Origin of the sequence: Thioclava dalianensis (genome assembly GCF_000715505.1) — a bacterium.
In the GTDB taxonomy this organism is placed as follows: Bacteria; Pseudomonadota; Alphaproteobacteria; order Rhodobacterales; family Rhodobacteraceae; genus Thioclava; species Thioclava dalianensis.
On record NZ_JHEH01000004.1, the window covers coordinates 85,344 to 101,065 of the forward strand.

The 15,722-nt window shown below is 64.0% G+C and carries 17 protein-coding genes and 1 pseudogene; 5 read left to right on the top strand and 13 right to left on the bottom strand.

What is annotated here, in order from left to right; genetic code table 11:
* Nucleotides 1-89 precede the first annotated feature (89 nt).
* On the top strand, nucleotides 90-980 hold the full coding sequence (locus tag DL1_RS04665; protein ID WP_051693317.1) for a helix-turn-helix domain-containing protein: 891 nt from the start codon (nucleotides 90-92) through the stop codon (nucleotides 978-980).
* Nucleotides 981-1,357: 377 nt separating this feature from the next.
* Here DL1_RS04665 and DL1_RS04670 read toward each other — a convergent pair whose 3' ends face one another.
* The 9 genes and pseudogenes from DL1_RS04670 to DL1_RS04705 all read right to left on the bottom strand — a co-directional run bounded on the left by DL1_RS04670 (nucleotide 1,358) and on the right by DL1_RS04705 (nucleotide 8,196).
* Complete coding sequence (locus DL1_RS04670; protein ID WP_038063184.1) at nucleotides 1,358-1,912, bottom strand: GNAT family N-acetyltransferase; 555 nt, start codon at nucleotides 1,910-1,912, stop codon at nucleotides 1,358-1,360.
* A gap of 431 nt (nucleotides 1,913-2,343) precedes the next feature.
* Nucleotides 2,344-2,568 carry a hypothetical protein gene (locus tag DL1_RS04675; protein WP_038063187.1) on the bottom strand — a complete coding sequence of 75 codons (225 nt, stop codon included), beginning with the start codon at nucleotides 2,566-2,568 and terminating at the stop codon, nucleotides 2,344-2,346.
* Between the two features lie 300 nt (nucleotides 2,569-2,868).
* A pseudogene (locus DL1_RS22340) lies at nucleotides 2,869-3,012 on the bottom strand (hypothetical protein); the annotation flags it as partial.
* Entirely contained in the window at nucleotides 2,975-3,199 is a 225-nt protein-coding gene (locus DL1_RS04680; protein ID WP_038063189.1) for a hypothetical protein, read from the bottom strand. The pseudogene DL1_RS22340 and the gene DL1_RS04680, both read right to left, overlap by 38 nt.
* A 162-nt stretch (nucleotides 3,200-3,361) precedes the next feature.
* The gene (locus tag DL1_RS04685; protein ID WP_038063191.1) at nucleotides 3,362-4,111 is read right to left on the bottom strand and encodes a YebC/PmpR family DNA-binding transcriptional regulator; all 750 of its coding nucleotides are present in this window, start codon (nucleotides 4,109-4,111) and stop codon (nucleotides 3,362-3,364) included.
* A 76-nt stretch (nucleotides 4,112-4,187) separates the two neighbouring features.
* Complete coding sequence (locus DL1_RS04690; RefSeq protein WP_038063193.1) at nucleotides 4,188-4,556, bottom strand: hypothetical protein; 369 nt, start codon at nucleotides 4,554-4,556, stop codon at nucleotides 4,188-4,190.
* A gap of 12 nt (nucleotides 4,557-4,568) precedes the next feature.
* A complete protein-coding gene (locus DL1_RS04695; RefSeq protein ID WP_038063194.1) occupies nucleotides 4,569-6,347 on the bottom strand; it encodes an SLC13 family permease in 1,779 nt (592 codons plus the stop codon).
* Nucleotides 6,348-6,462: 115 nt separating this feature from the next.
* A complete protein-coding gene (locus tag DL1_RS04700; RefSeq protein ID WP_038063196.1) occupies nucleotides 6,463-7,284 on the bottom strand; it encodes a TIGR00282 family metallophosphoesterase in 822 nt (273 codons plus the stop codon).
* Between the two features lie 57 nt (nucleotides 7,285-7,341).
* Complete coding sequence (locus DL1_RS04705) at nucleotides 7,342-8,196, bottom strand: LysR family transcriptional regulator ArgP (RefSeq protein ID WP_038063199.1); 855 nt, start codon at nucleotides 8,194-8,196, stop codon at nucleotides 7,342-7,344.
* 99 nt (nucleotides 8,197-8,295) lie between these two features.
* On the opposite strand from DL1_RS04705, the gene DL1_RS04710 reads away from it, so the two are divergent.
* Together DL1_RS04710 and DL1_RS04715 are read left to right on the top strand one after the other, a co-directional pair.
* The gene (locus DL1_RS04710; protein WP_038063203.1) at nucleotides 8,296-8,898 is read left to right on the top strand and encodes a LysE/ArgO family amino acid transporter; all 603 of its coding nucleotides are present in this window, start codon (nucleotides 8,296-8,298) and stop codon (nucleotides 8,896-8,898) included.
* A gap of 53 nt (nucleotides 8,899-8,951) precedes the next feature.
* Nucleotides 8,952-9,860 carry a DMT family transporter gene (locus DL1_RS04715; RefSeq protein WP_038063206.1) on the top strand — a complete coding sequence of 303 codons (909 nt, stop codon included), beginning with the start codon at nucleotides 8,952-8,954 and terminating at the stop codon, nucleotides 9,858-9,860.
* A gap of 114 nt (nucleotides 9,861-9,974) precedes the next feature.
* Here the strand turns inward: DL1_RS04715 and choV are convergent, their stop codons facing one another.
* From choV to choX, 4 genes are read right to left on the bottom strand one after another with little or no spacing between them, the layout of a single operon-like run.
* The gene (choV, locus tag DL1_RS04720) at nucleotides 9,975-11,105 is read right to left on the bottom strand and encodes a choline ABC transporter ATP-binding protein (RefSeq protein ID WP_051693318.1); all 1,131 of its coding nucleotides are present in this window, start codon (nucleotides 11,103-11,105) and stop codon (nucleotides 9,975-9,977) included.
* Complete coding sequence (gene choW, locus DL1_RS04725) at nucleotides 11,102-11,938, bottom strand: choline ABC transporter permease subunit (protein WP_038063209.1); 837 nt, start codon at nucleotides 11,936-11,938, stop codon at nucleotides 11,102-11,104. Before choW ends, choV begins: the two co-directional genes overlap by 4 nt.
* Entirely contained in the window at nucleotides 11,935-12,633 is a 699-nt protein-coding gene (locus tag DL1_RS20750; RefSeq protein WP_051693319.1) for a hypothetical protein, read from the bottom strand. Before DL1_RS20750 ends, choW begins: the two co-directional genes overlap by 4 nt.
* Complete coding sequence (gene choX / locus DL1_RS04735; protein WP_038063212.1) at nucleotides 12,630-13,574, bottom strand: choline ABC transporter substrate-binding protein; 945 nt, start codon at nucleotides 13,572-13,574, stop codon at nucleotides 12,630-12,632. The genes DL1_RS20750 and choX overlap by 4 nt, the downstream gene beginning before the upstream one ends.
* Before the next feature lie 114 nt (nucleotides 13,575-13,688).
* Between choX and betI the strand changes: the two genes are divergently transcribed.
* Both betI and betB read left to right on the top strand, forming a co-directional pair.
* Entirely contained in the window at nucleotides 13,689-14,270 is a 582-nt protein-coding gene (gene betI, locus DL1_RS04740) for a choline-binding transcriptional repressor BetI (protein WP_038063216.1), read from the top strand.
* Complete coding sequence (gene betB / locus DL1_RS04745) at nucleotides 14,267-15,718, top strand: betaine-aldehyde dehydrogenase (RefSeq protein ID WP_038063219.1); 1,452 nt, start codon at nucleotides 14,267-14,269, stop codon at nucleotides 15,716-15,718. Before betI ends, betB begins: the two co-directional genes overlap by 4 nt.
* The last annotated feature ends 4 nt before the right edge of the window (nucleotides 15,719-15,722 follow it).

Below are 15,722 nucleotides of genomic sequence, written 5' to 3' on the forward strand. Positions count from 1 at the left end.
TCTCACGCTGCGCCGGAGCCGGTCGTGTTTGAACCCGATCCGGTCAGACTTCGGTTCTACGGACGGGCAATTCAAGCTATGCTAATGGGATGAAGGATTTCGTCGCCATATCTTCCAACGCTGCCACATTGCTCGAAAGCTTTGCCGCATTTCGGCGTCCAGAGCTTTCGGGCACCGCGCCGCATGGGCAGGGGCTATTTTCCTATTGCACGCTGGTGCGCGAACGCCTGCGGCAGATCAATCTGCCCCATCCCATTCTTGGTGTCGTGCTATCGGGTACGAAAGAGATCTGGCGCGCCCTCGATCAGGAGACACTGACGGCGGGGACGCTTTTTGCCCTGCCTGCCGGGGTCGATATTGATGTCGTCAACGATCCTGATCCGGAGCGCGGGACATATCAATCATTGCTGATCGAGGTGACGCCGGAGATGACAGCGGGGCTGCCGAGGCTTGACGTGAGCGCTTCTCGCAAAGGTGCCGCCATCGATCTGACGCCCGAGCTGATCGAGGCGCTTTCTCACGCCGCCATGGCGATCGCTTCCGGCCCCATGGAAAGTTCAATCCGGCGAGCGCGAATCGCGGAACTGTTGGCGCTTCTGGCGACAGAGCCGGCAGCGGGCGTGCTGTTCGATAGTCCCGTGGCAGATAGGCTTGCGCAGCTGGTCCGCTCGCAACCCGATCATCCTTGGACCTCCGACCAGGTAGCTCATGCGATAGGTATGTCTGAATCCACGCTCCGGCGACGCTTGCGCGACACGGATGACAGCTTTTCGGCGATCCTCCGGCGTGAACGCATGCAGATCGCGCGACGGATGCTCGGGCAAGGCATGGCGAGCGGTCTTGTCGCATCGGCAGTGGGCTACGCCTCGCGCGCGCATTCCGGGACGAATTTGGGCATAATCCACGGCACACACTTCGGTGAATATATAAGACCGCCGGAAGGCCGGTTTGTTCTTTCCGCCACTGCCGTGCATTCATGAAATTGCACCGTGCCACAGTCAGATTGACTGTCTCGGACGCGCTCAGCGCCGCGCGCCATGTTCTCATCTGATGTCTGCAGTGTCGGTTCCCGTGTCCGAACGTGTCGGTGGTCGTCGAACATCTCTGTCGACCAGCACTGCGGCACAATGTGGAACGACGTACCGGTTTGTTCGGCCGCCATCCTGTGCCTTGGCCGGGACCGTCAGCAGGGTAGGCCGAGCGGGCAACAAGTCATGCGCGACTGAAGATATCGGTCAGATCCGCGTCGAGATTTCGGCGACCCTCCAGAAGGGCCGTTCCAGAGAAAATCCGGGCGCGCGGTTGTGAGCCAGGAAAACAAAGTGGTCGAACGCGATCTGGTGTGGGGGCTGGTCCGCTACCCACATCGTGGCGTGGCGTTGACCGAAACGGGCGCCTTTCTCTTCGAGGGCTTTTCTCTGGTCCCAGAGCTGGTCATTTGTCCAGCGGTCACGCCGCGACCGCGATACATCATGAGCCTCTGCGATGCCTTAAAGCCGAAGCCTTCGTAGAAACGCGTAAGCCCTTGGTCGCGCTCGGCTTCCTCAGTGATGATCAGGTATGTCTCGGAGGCGTTCTGACTGTCCGCCCAGCTTAGCACGCGATTGAGCAGGGCCTTGGCGAGCCCGTTTCCGCGGCAGCTCGGCACGACATAAAGGTCTTCGACCTCGGCGGCGCAGCCAAACTCCACCCCGAAGGTGAGACTGCCCGATGCCATTCCAACGATGCCCGATCCCGCGTCTGCCACAAAGACGCAGGCGCGGTCATCTCGCAGCATGCGCTCAAGATTTGCCCGGATCGCCGCGGGGTCGACAGCGATCCCGTCTTCATTGAAGAAATCGAGAAAGAGCGGGGCCAGTGCGTCGACATCTGAAAGCAACGCTGGGCGGATCTCGCCTTTCGCCTGTGACATGATCTTCCCCTTGAAATAACGTCACTCTTTACTGAGGTCACTTGCGCCTCAACGTCAACGCCCCTGCGGCAGATCCCGTCGGGCAAGCAGGTGCGGCTAGGGCTGTGACCAGAAGGTTAAGCGCGGCAACTGTGCCGATGAGGGGCGAGCCGAATAGCATTCCGCCATAGCCCAGCGTCGCACCCCCCGCGATGGCCCGGCCTTGAGCGATGCCGGGTTCGGTTGCCGCGCGCGAGAATGCCAGTTGGCATATCCCATGCCGAGGAGGATGAACCCGACGAGGGCACTCGCGAGCCCCTGCGACAGGACGACGGCTACGGCTCCTACGGCGGCGATCACACCAGAGGCGCGTGCCGTGCCGACCGCGCCTAGCCGCGAGATGATCACGGAGCCGGACAGACGGGTTGTGAGCATCGCGACCGAAACGCAACTTAGCCGAGGGCCGCGCGCGCTTCGCTCGCACCCGTCGCGTCTGTGAGAAAGACCGCGCTCCAAGAGTTCATGGCCACGTCCATCGCACCGGGCGCGGCGCCAAAGATCGCCAGCGTGAGAGCGAATAGCGCAAGAGTGTGGGGCGCGGACAAGAGACAGAGCGCTGCGGCGTAAAACAGGGTCAGCTTGCGCGTTAGGAAGGCTGCGCCCGTCTTGTCCGACATTCGCCCTGCAATCGGGAGGACAAAATAGCCCCGCTAGCAAAGTACAGCAAAAGCGGTCCAAGTGTGCCCGGGAAAATATCGAAACGGTCCACGAAGGCGGGAATGCGCGAGGCCCAGATACCAAAGAGCGCGCCGTTGAGCGCAGACATGGCGCATAGGGCCCGCGTTGGGGGGCGCGGATCACGCATGGTGAATGTCGATGCCTGCATCGCGCAATGCCGTCACCTCGTGCTCGGATGCGTCTGTCACGAGATGGGTGATCGCTCGCGGCGCCAAGGTCTTGTGACGCGCACGCATTCCGATCTTGCTGCTGTCGGCTAGGACAGCGACCTCTTTTGCACACGGGGCCACCGCTCGTTTCACCGCGGATTCAAATAGGTCGTCAGCGCCGAAGCCGAAGGTGCCTTCAAGACCGCATGCCCCCAGAACGGCCCATGGTGCCAAGCTGTGCCTCCGTATCCCTCCCGACGCAGATGCCGCCGAGGGTGCTGACCTGTCCGCCGATCAACGTCACCTCGATCCCGTTCTCTTGGCAGGCCACCGCGATCCACGGCGAGGGCTGCGAGATCCGCTCTTTCATCGGAGCGGCGGGCATTGCCGGTTTGATCGCGCCACCGCGCCCGCGCCGCACCTTGATCTCCCTCAGACGAGCGTCGCGGGGGGAGGCGGCGGGTCGGGAGGGGGCCAATGGGGCGACCCGCCGATCCCTTCAAATGGCAGCCTTGTCCCCATTTGGCAGGCCATGAAAAAGGCGCCCCGCGAGGCGCCTTTTTGCATCATGTGTCGTTCTGGCTCACAGCTGGGCTGCGACATCCTCGGGGACGTCGAAATTGGCGGTAACGCTTTGCACGTCGTCGTCATCTTCCAGCGTGTCGATCAGCTTCATCAGCTTTTGCGCGGTTTCCAGATCCACCTCGGTGCGGTTCTGCGGCTTCCAGATCAGCTTGGCTTCCTTGGCCTCGCCAAGTTCAGCCTCGAGCGCTTCTGAGACTTCCGAGAGGTTCTCCATCGGGCAGTAAATCCAGTGCCCGCCTTCTTCGCCCTCTTCGCTCTCGACATCTTCGGCGCCAGCCTCGATCGCGGCCATCATCACCGTGTCGGCATCGCCCGCATCGGGGCCGTAAGAGATTTCGCCGACATGGTCGAACATGAAGCTCACCGAGCCGGTCGTGCCCAGATTGCCGCCGCATTTGGTGAAGGTCGAACGCACGTTCGAGGCGGTCCGGTTGAGGTTGTCGGTCATCGCCTCGACGATCACCGCGATGCCGTTGGGGCCGTAGCCCTCGTAGCGGATCTCGGTGTAATCATCGCCATCGCCCGCCTGCGATTTCTTGATCGCGCGGTCGATCACGTCCTTGGGCATCGATTGGGCTTTGGCCGCTTTCACCGCCAGACGCAGGCGCGGGTTTTTCTCGGGGTCGGGATCACCCATCTTCGCGGCGACGGTAATTTCCTTCGCCAGCTTGGAAAACATCTTCGAGCGCGCCGCATCCTGCTTGCCTTTGCGGTGCTGGATATTGGCCCATTTTGAGTGGCCTGCCATGAGGGTCTCCGTTGAGATTTTCGCGAATTTGGCCTGATATAGTGCGGATTACCCCCCGGGAGCAAGGAGGGAAGCGTCACGGCATGTTCAGGGTGCCCTCACCGTGATCGGTGGCGGGGATCGGCGGCGGGGTCTCGAAATGCCATGTCATGCCGGAGGGCGCGCTGAGCGTGATCTTCGCATAGGGCTCGAAAATCTCGGAGAGCGCGCCAGCCCGGCCGATCACGCTGGGTTTGTAGTCGCGCACCGTATAGGCCATCGGCCAGCGGCAGCCTTGCAACTTGCCCGAAGGGGCCTGCGCGATATCGGCGCGGCAGACCGTGCCATCGTTGAACGAGACCCGCATATCGGTGCGGTGGATCGTCACCTGATCGGGCCATGACGGCGCGCGCGCACCTGCCGCGCAGCCCGCCAGTACCAGCGGCAAGATCATCCAAAGACGCATCGCTATTCTCCTTTAGAAGGGCCAGATCAGCGGGATCAGGAAACAGGCGGTCAGGCCCGTGACAATATCCATCGGTATCCCGAGGCGCAGGAAGTCGGTGAACTTATAGCCGCCCGGCCCGTAGACCATCATATGGGTCTGATAGCCGATGGGCGTGGCAAAGGCCACCGAGGCCGAGAACATCACCGCCACCGCGAAGGGGCGGGGATCAAGGCCAAGGGCTAAGGCCAGCGACATCGCGATTGGCGTGAAAATCACAGCGACGGCGTTGTTGGACAAAAGCTCGGTCATCGCCAGCCCAAGGAAATAGACCACGATCAGCGCGACCTGTGGAGGCAATGTCTTGAGCCATGGCGCCACCGCATTCACGATCAGCTCCACCGCGCCTGACTTATCAAGCCCGACGCCCACCACCAGCATCGCGAAGATCAAGGCCAGCAGGCGACCCTCGATGAAGGTGAAGGCCTCGTCGGTATCGATGCAGCGCGACACAAGGATCGCGGCCACTGCCACCATTGCCAGCGCAAGGATCGGTGCCACGCCAAGCGCCGAGAGCACCACCACAGCCGCCAGCGCGCCCACTGCGAGGGGCAGATGCGAGCGGCGATAGGCGCGGGCCTGCGGCTTGGAGACATCGACCAGATCCATGTCAGAGGCCAGACGTGCGATATCTTCGGAGGCGCCTTCCAGCAGCAGCGTATCGCCGACGACGACCACCAGATCGTCGAGCTGGCGACCGATATTCTGGTTGCGGCGGTGGGCGGCCAGAACATAGACGCCGTAGCGCCGGCGCAGGCGCATGTCGCCCAAGCGCTGCCCGATCATCCGGCATCCGGGCGAGATCAGCACCTCGACGGTCTCGGTCTGCACCGAGGACAGCTTGTCGACCATCCGCAGATCGCGGTTCTTCTGCATGCCCAGCAGCTCTTCCATCTCCGAGCGCAGAACCACGCGGTCGCCCGCCTTCAGCTCGACCGAGCTCAGATCGCGCCGCAAGCTGGCATCGCCGCGCAGCACGTCGATCACCCGCACGCCCTCGCGCGAGAAGCTGTCAGCCTCCATCACGTTCTGGCCGATCAGCGCGCTTTCCTCGGGGATCGCGACTTCGGTGAAATATTTCATCTTCGGGCGATCGCCCAGCATGAAGGAGAGCGACTGGCGCTCGGGGATCAGGCGACGCGCAAACAGCGCCATGAAGATCGAGCCAATGGCGCAGATCGCAAGGCCCAGCGGTAAGATCTCAAAAATCGAGAACGGCTCCAGCCCGCGGCTGCGCACCACGCCATCGACCAGAATGTTGGTGGACGTCCCGATCAGCGAGAGCATCCCGCCCATCACGGTGAAATAGCTGAGCGGCATCAGGAAGCGCGAGGGCGAGATCTTGAGCTTGCGCGCAACCTGAATAAAGACCGGGATCATCACCGCGACCACGGGCGTGTTGTTCATGACACCGCTGGCAAACATGGTCAGCGCGAACATCAGCGCGACCGTCAGTTTCGGATTCTGATCGATGCGCGATTCTGCATAGCGCGTCATCGCATCGAGCGCGCCGGTTCGCACCAGCGCCCCCATGATCAGGAACATGAAGGTGATGGTCCAAGGCGCGGGGTTGGACAGCACCGCGGCTGCGTTCTCATAGGGCGCGAGGTTGAAAACCAGCATCAGGGCCGCGCCCGCGATCGCAGTAACCTCGGGCGGCCAGCGCTCGCGCAGGAACATCGCGAACATACCCGCCACGATCAGCAGGGCGAGTACGGCATTGCCAGTTTGGGACAGGGGGAGGATGATCATCTATCGGTCTCGCACAGGCACATCTCGCGCGATACTAGCGTTGCAAGGCCGCGCCGCAAGCACCAGATTTGGCAGCTTGCGGGGAATCGCTGCGAGATCCCGCGTCGGTATGGGCTCACACGGTGCCCGGTCCGGCCTGCGCCAGCCGTCCACCGATGCGCACCGGTTCCGCGCGGGTGGCGCGCCCCGTCTTGTCATCGGTTTCGACATAAAAGCCGCATAGGGTGGCCTCGCCGCGCGCGGGCTGGAAGCGCTCTTTGGGCATGCCGGTCACGAAACGGCGCATTGGCTCGGCCTTGGCCATACCGATCACGCTGTCGTAATCGCCGCACATCCCGGCATCGCTCAGATAGGCCGTACCCTTGTCGAGAATCTGCGCATCGCCCGTGGGCACATGGGTATGGGTGCCGACCACGACGCTTGCGCGCCCGTTGCACCAATGACCCATCGCCATCTTCTCGCTCGTGGCCTCGCAATGCATATCGACCAGCGTCGCCTGAACCGCGCCGCCCAACGGGTAGCGGTTGAGCGCCGCCTCGATGGTCGAGAAGGGATCGTCGAAGGCGCGTTTCATGAAGACATTGCCCAGCACCTGCGCCACCAGAACCTTGCGCCCGCGCGCATCCGAGAACACCCGCGCACCGCGTCCCGGCGCATCCTTGGCGTAGTTGAGCGGGCGGATGATCCGGGTCTCGCCGTCGATGAAACGCAGCATGTCCTTTTGATCGAAGGCGTGATCGCCCAGCGTCACGACATCGGCGCCCGCCTCAAGGATCAGCTTGGCATGTTCGCCCGTGAGCCCCATGCCGCCCGAGGCGTTCTCGCCATTGACCACGACGAAATCCAGCCGCCAATCGGCGCGAAGTTGCGGGAGCTTTTGCGTGATTGCGGCGCGCCCCGCGCGTCCCATCACATCGCCCAAGAATAACAGTTTCATGACGCAAATGCATAGGGGGCAGCGGGCGCAAGAGCAATGGGGGGCGCGCGCTTGGCGCTACAAAAGCACCTTCGCGGCCTCGGCGCGCAGGGCGCGGCCCAGCGGGGCCAGAGGCGCTTTGAGCCTGCGTAGGCTTTGCCAATGCAGCGGCACATCGAGCGGCGCGGGCCCCATCGCGACAAGCCTGCCCTGCGCCAGCGCCTCGCGCACCAGTGCCTCGGGGTTCATCCCCCAGCCGAGCCCGTGCAGCGCTGCCTCCACAAACCCCTCGCTCGAGCCGATGCGATGGGCGGGCAGGCGCACCGGGCCGCCACAGATCATCGCCGCCCAATCTTCCTGCAGGCGATCCTTGGCGTTGAATTGCAGGCTCGGCGCGGTTTTCAGCGCGCCCGCGCGCAGCCCGTCGGGGAAATGCCGCGCCATGAAATCGGGGGCTGCCGTCGCAATGTAGCGCAGCCGCCCGAGGCTGATGCTGTCGCAGCCCGCGATGGGCCCGGGATCGGCGGTGATCGCCCCCACGACCTCGCCGCGCCGCAACCATTGATGCGCGTGATCCTGATCGTCGATCACCAGATCGAAGAGCACACCCTCGACCTGTGCAAGCGCGGGGATCACCCAGGTCGCGAGGCTGTCCGCGCTCACTGCGATGCGCAGCACCGGCGGCAGATCACCGGGCGCAAGCTGTGCCTCCAGAAGGGCGACCTCGCGCTGATGGGTGATCAGCCGCATGCCCTCGGCCGTGGCGCGGCATGGCTGGCCCCGGATCACGAGAATCGCACCCATCCGTTCTTCCAGCAGTTTCACGCGCAGCGAGATCGCGGGCGGGGTGAGCCCCAATCGCGCCGCCGCCCCCTCGAAAGAGCCGGTCTCGATCACCGCAGCGAGGGCCGCGAGCTGTGCATAGTCCAACATAAGAAAAACTTAATCTGGCTAAAGTTAATTAACTGGAGCTTATCCGCGCGCAGCACCAGAAGATAGGCCCGAGAGATAGGGAAAGCATGAGGGGTGAGAATGGCATTCTGGGCAGGCCTGAAGCTGGGGCTGGGGTTGATCGTGGCGATCGGGGCGCAAAATGCCTTCGTGCTGCGGCAAGGGCTGCGGCGCGAGCATGTCTTCGCGGTGGCGCTTTTCTGTGCGCTCTCGGATGCGCTCTTGATCGCTCTCGGCGTGTCGGGCTTTGCTTTGGCGTCCGATGCCTGGCCGCTGCTGCCCGAGATCCTACGCTGGGGTGGGGTGGTCTTTCTCACCGTCTATGCGGGGCGCGCCGCCTATGCGGCCCTGCGCGGCGGCGCGCGGCTCGAGGCGGGAGAGGGCCGTACGCCGCGCCTGCGCACGGTGCTGCTGACGCTTGCGGCTTTCACATGGGCCAATCCGCATGTCTGGCTTGATACGGTGGTGCTGCTGGGCGCGGTCTCGGCGCAATTCGAAGGCGCGCAGGTGAACTTCGCCGCCGGTGCCATTCTCGCCTCATTTCTGTTTTTCTTCTCATTGGCTTACGGGGCGCGGCTTCTGGCCCCGATCTTTGCCAGTCCGGTCGCGTGGCGCGTGCTTGACGGGGTGATCGCTTTGCTGATGGCCTCGCTGGCATGGCGGCTGGCCGTGGGTACGTTGTAACCGATACAGGCAAAGCACTTGCAGGGACGCGCAAAACCGCATCCAAGACAGGGATGACCGATCGACCCGCCCCCAACCGCCCGCTTGTCGGCATCGCCTGGATGCTGGCCACGACGCTGTGCTTCGTGCTCGTCAATATCATCGTGCATTGGCTGGGCGCGCGGGTGCCTGCGGTGCAATCGGCCTTTGTGCGCTTTGTCTGGGGCACCCTGTTCTTCGCCCCCGCGCTGGTGCAGATCCTGCGCAGGTCCTACCCGCGCAAGGTCTGGGCGCTGTTCGGGCTGCGCGGCGTGCTGCATGCGATCGCGGTGGGGCTGTGGTTCTACGCGATGGCGCATATCCCGATCGCAGATGTGACCGCGATCAATTACCTCAACCCGATCGTGGTGACGGTGGGCGGCGCGGTCCTTCTGGGCGAGGGGCTCGCGTGGCGGCGGATCACGGCGGTGATCGTGGCGCTTCTGGGCGCGCTGATCATCCTGCGGCCCGGGCTGCGCGAAATCGAGCCGGGCCATCTGGCCCAGCTTGGCGCGGCGCTGTTTTTCGGCGCGACATATCTGGTGGCCAAGCGGCTGACCGATTTCGTGCCCGCAGGCACCGTGGTGGCGATGATGTCGCTGAGCGTGGCTCTGTGCCTCGCGCCGGTCGCGATTTGGAACTGGCAGCCGATCACGCTGTCAGAGACGCTCTGGCTCGCGGCGGTCGCGGTGTTCGCCACGGGCGGCCATTACGCGATGACCCACGCCTTTGCAGCGGCCCCCGTCACGGTGACCCAGCCGGTCTTATTCTTGCAACTGGTCTGGGCCGCCATCGCGGGCTGGAGCCTCTTTGGCGAAGTGCCCGACCCGTTCACCATGCTGGGCGGTGGGATCATCATCGCCTGCGTGAGCTTCATGACCTGGCGCGAATCGCGCCTCAAAGGTGGTCCCGTCACGCCGCCTGCGCCCGCCACCAAGATCTGAAAAAGGCGCGCCTGTTGCACCCGTCGGAGCCTCCGGCGGGGATATTTAAGATCAAGAGGAAGAGGGTACCCGTGCTTCCTCTTGATCTAAATATCCTCCGCGAAGCGTCTCTCCTTACTCTGAGGCTGCGCCGGTCTTGGGATCAAGCAGCGCGCTGATGACCCCTTCGCGGGTCACGATCCGCCCGTCATCGAGCGTGACCGCGGGGGCTTGGCGCAGCGCTTCCATCACCTCGCGCACGGGCGCGTCGCTGGCGACTTCCGGGCGGGGCGGGGGTAATGCTAGCGGCTGCGTGGGCTGGCGCCCCATAAGGCGACGGATCAGCGAGGGCGGAGCTTCTTCTTCGGCCAGTTTGGGTGCGGGCTCGGCCAGATCGGTGGCGGTCAGCACGCCCAGCGGGTTCATATGGGCCACGAAATCGGCCACATATTCATTGGCGGGGTTGGCTATGATGTCGCGCGCGGTGCCGCATTGCACGATCCGTCCGCCCTCCATCAGCGCGATCCGATTGCCGATCTTGAAGGCTTCATCGAGATCGTGGCTCACGAAAATGATCGTGCGCTTGAGGGTCGATTGCAGCTCAAGCAGCTCGTCTTGCAATTTCGAGCGGATCAGCGGGTCGAGCGCGGAGAAGGGCTCGTCCATCAACAGGATCGGCGCTTCGGTCGCAAAGGCGCGCGCCAGCCCCACGCGCTGTTGCATGCCGCCCGACAGCTCGGCCACGGCGCGGTCGGCCCATTGCGACAGCCCCACGAGTTGCAGCTGGGCGTCCACCCGCTCGCGGCGTTCGGCCTTGCTCATGCCGCCCAACTCAAGACCCAGCCCGACATTTTCGCGCACCGTGCGCCACGGCAGAAGGCCAAATTGCTGGAACACCATCGCGACCCGGCTGAGCCGCATCCGGCGCAGCGTGGCGGGGTCGGAATGGGTGAGGTCGATCATGCCTTGGCCGTCATGGACCTGCACGGAGCCGCGCGCCACCGGGTTGAGCCCGTTGACCGCGCGCAGCAGCGTGGATTTGCCCGAGCCCGAGAGGCCCATCAGCACGAGGATCTCGCCCTCGGCGACATCGAGCGAGCAGTCATGCACGCCCAGCACCTGTCCCGTGCGGTCTTGGATTTCGGGGCGCGAGAGGCCTTCATCCATCAGTGGCAACGCGGTTTGCGGATGTTCGCCAAAGACGATGGAGACATTGTCGAAGCGGACCGCGAGGCCCTTGGTTGTATCGGTTGCGGTCTCGTTCATTTCTTGCCCTCCCGGCGCAGCATGCGGTCAAGGATGATCGCGAGCACCACGATCACGAAGCCCGACTCGAAGCCGAGCGCGGTGTTGACGGTGTTGAGCGCGCGCACCACCGGAACGCCAAGACCATCCGCGCCCACCAGCGCGGCGATCACCACCATCGAGAGCGAGAGCATGATCGTCTGGTTCAGCCCGGCCATGATCTGGGGCAGGGCGTAGGGCAGTTCGACCTTCCACAGAAGCTGGTTCTTGGTCGCGCCAAAGGCGCGCGCCGCTTCCGTCAGCGTGTCCGGGGTCGAGACCACGCCCAGATAGGTCAGCCGGATCGGCGCGGGCAGCACGAAGATTACCGTCGCAATCAGGCCCGGCACCATGCCGATGCCGAAAAACACGATGGCGGGGATCAGGTAGACAAACCCCGGGAGCGTTTGCATCAGGTCGAGCACCGGCTGGAGCACTTTGTAAAGACGTGGCCGGTGCGCGGCGGCGATCCCGATCGGGACGCCCAGTCCCATGCACACGACGCAGGCCGAGAGCACGAGGGTCAGGCTTTCGGTGGTTTCGGACCAATAGCCCTGATTGACGATGAAGAGAAATCCGATGGCAACGAAGAGCGAGAGCTTCCAGCTGCGTTGAAACCACCATGAGAGGGCGACGAAGACGGCGATCACGACAAGCGGTGGCGGGGCCTCAAAGACCCATAGGATGCCGTTGATCAGCCCCTGCATCAGGGCGGAGAGGGCGTCGAAAAAGCCGCCGGCATTGATTTGCAGCCAGTCGATCACCGCTTGGGCCCATTTGCCCAAGGGGAGTTTCCATTCGGTCAACCAGTTCATTGCTGTCCCTTGTTGGTTCTGTCTGGAGGGGTCTTGCTTTGGGAGGCGGGGCGCGCGGAGATTGTGTCGAAGGCGACCTGCGCCAGCGGCGCGCCGGTTGCGGGGTCAAGCTTGGTTGCGCGCAGCACGAGGCCCGGGTCGGGGGCGTATTCCTTGAGGAAGGAGGCGCTCAGATCGCCAAGATCGATGCGTTCGATCACCTGCCATGCGGGGTAGCTGCACGCGCCGATTTCAACCGTGCCTTCGCCGCGATAGCTGTAGGTGATGGTGCCTTCGCGCTCCGTCTGGCCGTCGACGACCAGCGCCACGGGGCTCGACCAGCGGCGTGTCTGTGGCAGCGTGTCGAGCTCTGCCGGATCCTTGGTGTAGCGCAAGGCAAATTCGCGTCCGCCCATCTCGCGCAGGCCTACGGCGAGGGGATGGGGGTAGGTTTCGCGCAGCGGTGCGCGGCCGGTCGCGGGGTCGTCGGCGCGGTAGCCGGTCAGCGTGCCGTTCTCGAAGCGGAAGGCCTCGCTCATGCGCGGGGCATTGCGGGTCAGCAGGATGCCCGCACCCTGCAAGGCGCTTGCGCCGGGGCACTCCGGCTGTGGCTCGGCGGCGCGGACGGGGCCCGCGAGGAGCAGCGCCAGCCCCGCCAGCGAGAGACGCGCGCAGATTGCTCTGCGCGCGTCGGTGGTGTCAGGGGGGAGGCTCACGCGCCGAGGGCCTTTTGCACCGCGGCCACCGCGTCGCCACCGTCTTTGGTGGTCACGCCGTCGAGCCAGGGCTTCCAGGTGTCGGGATGGGCTGCGAGCCACTCTTTGGCGGCTTTGCCGGGCTGCTCGCCGTCATCGAGGATCTTGCCCATGATCTCGTTTTCCATCGCCAGCGTGAATTTCAGATTCGAGACGAACTTGCCGACATTGGGGCAGTCCTGCACGTAGCCCTTGCGCACGTTGGTTTTGACCTCGGCACCGCCATAGTTCGGGCCGAACACGTCATCGCCGCCCGACAGGTAGGTGATCTTGAAGTTCGAGTTCATCGGGTGGGGTTCCCAGGCGAGGAAGACGATCGGCTTGTCGGAGCGATCTGCGCGGGCGACCTGCGCCAGCATGCCTTGTTCGGAGCTTTCCTTGAGATCGAAATCGCCGAGGTCGAATTCGTTTTTCTTGATCATCCCGAGGATCAGCGTATTGCCGTCATTGCCCGGCTCAATGCCGTAGATCTGGCCGTTGAGCGCATCCTTATGCTTGGCGATATCGGAGAAATCCTTGATCCCGAGCTTGGCGCCTGCGGCATTCGTGGCCAGCGTGTATTTCGCGCCCGTCAGGTTGGTGCCCAGCGTCTCGACAGTGCCATTTTTCTCATAGGGTTCGACGTTGGAGGCCATCGAGGGCATCCAGTTGCCCAAGAACACGTCAACATCGCCCTTGGACAGCGCCTCGTAGGTGACCGGCACCGAGAGCACTTTCACATCGGTCTGATAGCCGAGCGCGTCGAGAATCGTCGTTGCGGTCGCGGTGGTCGAGGTGATGTCCGTCCAGCCGACATCGGAGAACGTCACTTTGGAGCAATCCGCCGCCTGAGCGGGTGCGCTTGCGGCAAAGCCGAGCGAAAGCGCCGCGCCGAGCGCGAAGAGGGTGGAACGAAATGTCATATATGTCTCCCTGTCACAGCATGAAAACCGCTTCGGTGCGGTTGTTGATTGACGAGTCAATAAACATGTTTTAGCCCGAACATGCAACCGTAACGTCAAAAGACGAGAGATCAGATGCCGAAGCTTGGAGCAGAGCCTATACGCCGTGCCGCCTTGGTGAAAGCCACGATTGAGGCAGTGGGTGCGGCCGGATCGCTGGATGTGACCGTCGCTCAGATCGCGCGACGGGCGGGGATGAGCTCTGCGCTGGCGCATCATTATTTTGGCTCGAAAGAGCAGATTTTCCTCGCCGCGATGCGCTCGATCCTGACGCTTTACGGCGCCGAGGTGCGCGGGGCGCTGGCCATGGCGCAGACCCCGCGCGACCGGGTCCAGGCAGTGGTGATGGGCTCATTCGCGCCCAGTTCGTTTCGCAATGAGGCGATCTCGGCCTGGCTGAATTTCTACGTGCTGGCGCAGTCGAGTGCGGCGGCCCGGCGTCTGCTGGCGATTTATCAGGCCCGGCTGCGCTCGAACCTGCTGGTTGGGCTGCGGCCCATCGTGGGGCTGCGCGCCGAGGCTGTGGCCGATGGTTTGGGGGCATTGATCGACGGGGTGTATATCCGCGCCGCACTGGCGGGAGGCGTGCTGGATCGCAGGCAGGCCTGCGATCTGGTGCTGGCCCATCTGGAACTTGAATTGGAGGGCGTGCAATGAAAGCGCAACCGAAGGCGAGCCATTTCGTGAATGGCGAATGGATGGAAGACAGCGCGGGCGAGGTGATCGAGGTCACCTATCCGGGCACGGGCGAGGTGATTGCCAAGCTGCATGCCGCGACGCCTGCGGTGATCGAGGCCGCGATTTCCGGTGCGCTTGCGGCGCAGGCTGATTGGGCCGCGCGGCGCCCGGTGGAGCGGGCTCGCGTGTTGACCCGCGCTGTCGCGATCATTCGCGAGCGGGCCGAGGAGCTGGCGCAGCTTGAGACGCTCGACACGGGCAAGCCGATTCAGGAAACTCGCGAGGCCGACTGGCCCTCGGGGGCAGAGGCGTTGGAGTATTTCGCGGGGCTTGCGCCCACGCTGACCGGCGAGACGATGCCGCTGGGGGGCGATTTCGCCTATACGATCCGCGAGCCGCTGGGCGTCTGCGCCGGGATTGGCGCGTGGAACTATCCCAGCCAGATCGCGTGCTGGAAATCCGCGCCCGCGCTGAGCACGGGCAATGCGATGGTGTTCAAACCCTCGGAAGTGACGCCGCTGGGGGCCTTGCGGCTGGCCGAGATCTTCATCGAGGCGGGGCTGCCTGCGGGCATCTTCAACGTGGTGCAGGGCTATGGCCCGGTGGGCGCGGCGCTCGCGACCGATCCCCGGATTGCCAAAGTCTCGCTGACGGGATCGGTGCCCACGGGCGGCAAGGTCTACAGCGCCGCCGCCGCTGGCATGAAGCAGGTCACGATGGAGCTGGGCGGCAAATCGCCTTTGATCGTGTTCGACGATGCCGATCTGGAAAGCGCGGTCGGTGCCGCGATGCTGGGGAATTTCTACTCCTCCGGGCAGATCTGCTCGAACGGGACGCGGGTCTTTGTGCAAAAGGGCATCAAGGAGGCGTTCCTGAAGCGGCTGGCCGAGCGCGCGGGCACGATCCGGCTGGGCGATCCGCTTGACGATGAGACGCAGTTCGGGCCGCTGATCTCGACCGCGCAGTTTGACAAGGTGATGTCTTATATCAAGCTGGGCCGCGATGAGGGCGCGCGGCTGGTCTGCGGCGGCGCGGGTGATCCTGCGGGGCCGCTATTCGTGCAGCCCACCGTCTTTGCCGATATCACCGATGTGATGACCGTTGCGCGCGAAGAGATCTTCGGGCCGGTGATGTCGGTTCTGGATTTCGAGAGCGAGGACGAGGTGGTCGCACGGGCCAATGACACGCAGTTTGGCCTCGCCGCCGGGGTTTTTACCGCCGATCTCGCGCGCGGGCACCGGATGGTGAGCCGTTTGCAGGCCGGCACCTGCTGGATCAATGCCTATAACCTGACGCCGGTGGAGATGCCCTTTGGGGCTGTGAAAGGCTCGGGCTTTGGGCGCGAGAACAGCCGCGCGGCGGTGGATCACTACACCCAGCTCAAGTCGGTCTATGTCGGCATGGGCCCGGTCGAAAGCCCCTATTGAGGGT

Coding starts and splice junctions, on each gene's coding strand:
- DL1_RS04685 (WP_038063191.1), bottom strand. CDS start 4,111: ATGGCAGGCCACTCAAAATGGGCCAATATCCAGCACCGCAAAGGCAAG.
- betI (WP_038063216.1), top strand. CDS start 13,689: ATGCCGAAGCTTGGAGCAGAGCCTATACGCCGTGCCGCCTTGGTGAAA.
- DL1_RS04675 (WP_038063187.1), bottom strand. CDS start 2,568: ATGTCGGACAAGACGGGCGCAGCCTTCCTAACGCGCAAGCTGACCCTG.
- DL1_RS04700 (WP_038063196.1), bottom strand. CDS start 7,284: ATGAAACTGTTATTCTTGGGCGATGTGATGGGACGCGCGGGGCGCGCC.
- DL1_RS04670 (WP_038063184.1), bottom strand. CDS start 1,912: ATGTCACAGGCGAAAGGCGAGATCCGCCCAGCGTTGCTTTCAGATGTC.
- DL1_RS04705 (WP_038063199.1), bottom strand. CDS start 8,196: ATGTTGGACTATGCACAGCTCGCGGCCCTCGCTGCGGTGATCGAGACC.
- choW (WP_038063209.1), bottom strand. CDS start 11,938: ATGAACTGGTTGACCGAATGGAAACTCCCCTTGGGCAAATGGGCCCAA.
- DL1_RS04710 (WP_038063203.1), top strand. CDS start 8,296: ATGGCATTCTGGGCAGGCCTGAAGCTGGGGCTGGGGTTGATCGTGGCG.
- DL1_RS04690 (WP_038063193.1), bottom strand. CDS start 4,556: ATGCGTCTTTGGATGATCTTGCCGCTGGTACTGGCGGGCTGCGCGGCA.
- DL1_RS04695 (WP_038063194.1), bottom strand. CDS start 6,347: ATGATCATCCTCCCCCTGTCCCAAACTGGCAATGCCGTACTCGCCCTG.
- betB (WP_038063219.1), top strand. CDS start 14,267: ATGAAAGCGCAACCGAAGGCGAGCCATTTCGTGAATGGCGAATGGATG.
- choX (WP_038063212.1), bottom strand. CDS start 13,574: ATGACATTTCGTTCCACCCTCTTCGCGCTCGGCGCGGCGCTTTCGCTC.
- DL1_RS04715 (WP_038063206.1), top strand. CDS start 8,952: ATGACCGATCGACCCGCCCCCAACCGCCCGCTTGTCGGCATCGCCTGG.
- choV (WP_051693318.1), bottom strand. CDS start 11,105: ATGAACGAGACCGCAACCGATACAACCAAGGGCCTCGCGGTCCGCTTC.
- DL1_RS04665 (WP_051693317.1), top strand. CDS start 90: ATGAAGGATTTCGTCGCCATATCTTCCAACGCTGCCACATTGCTCGAA.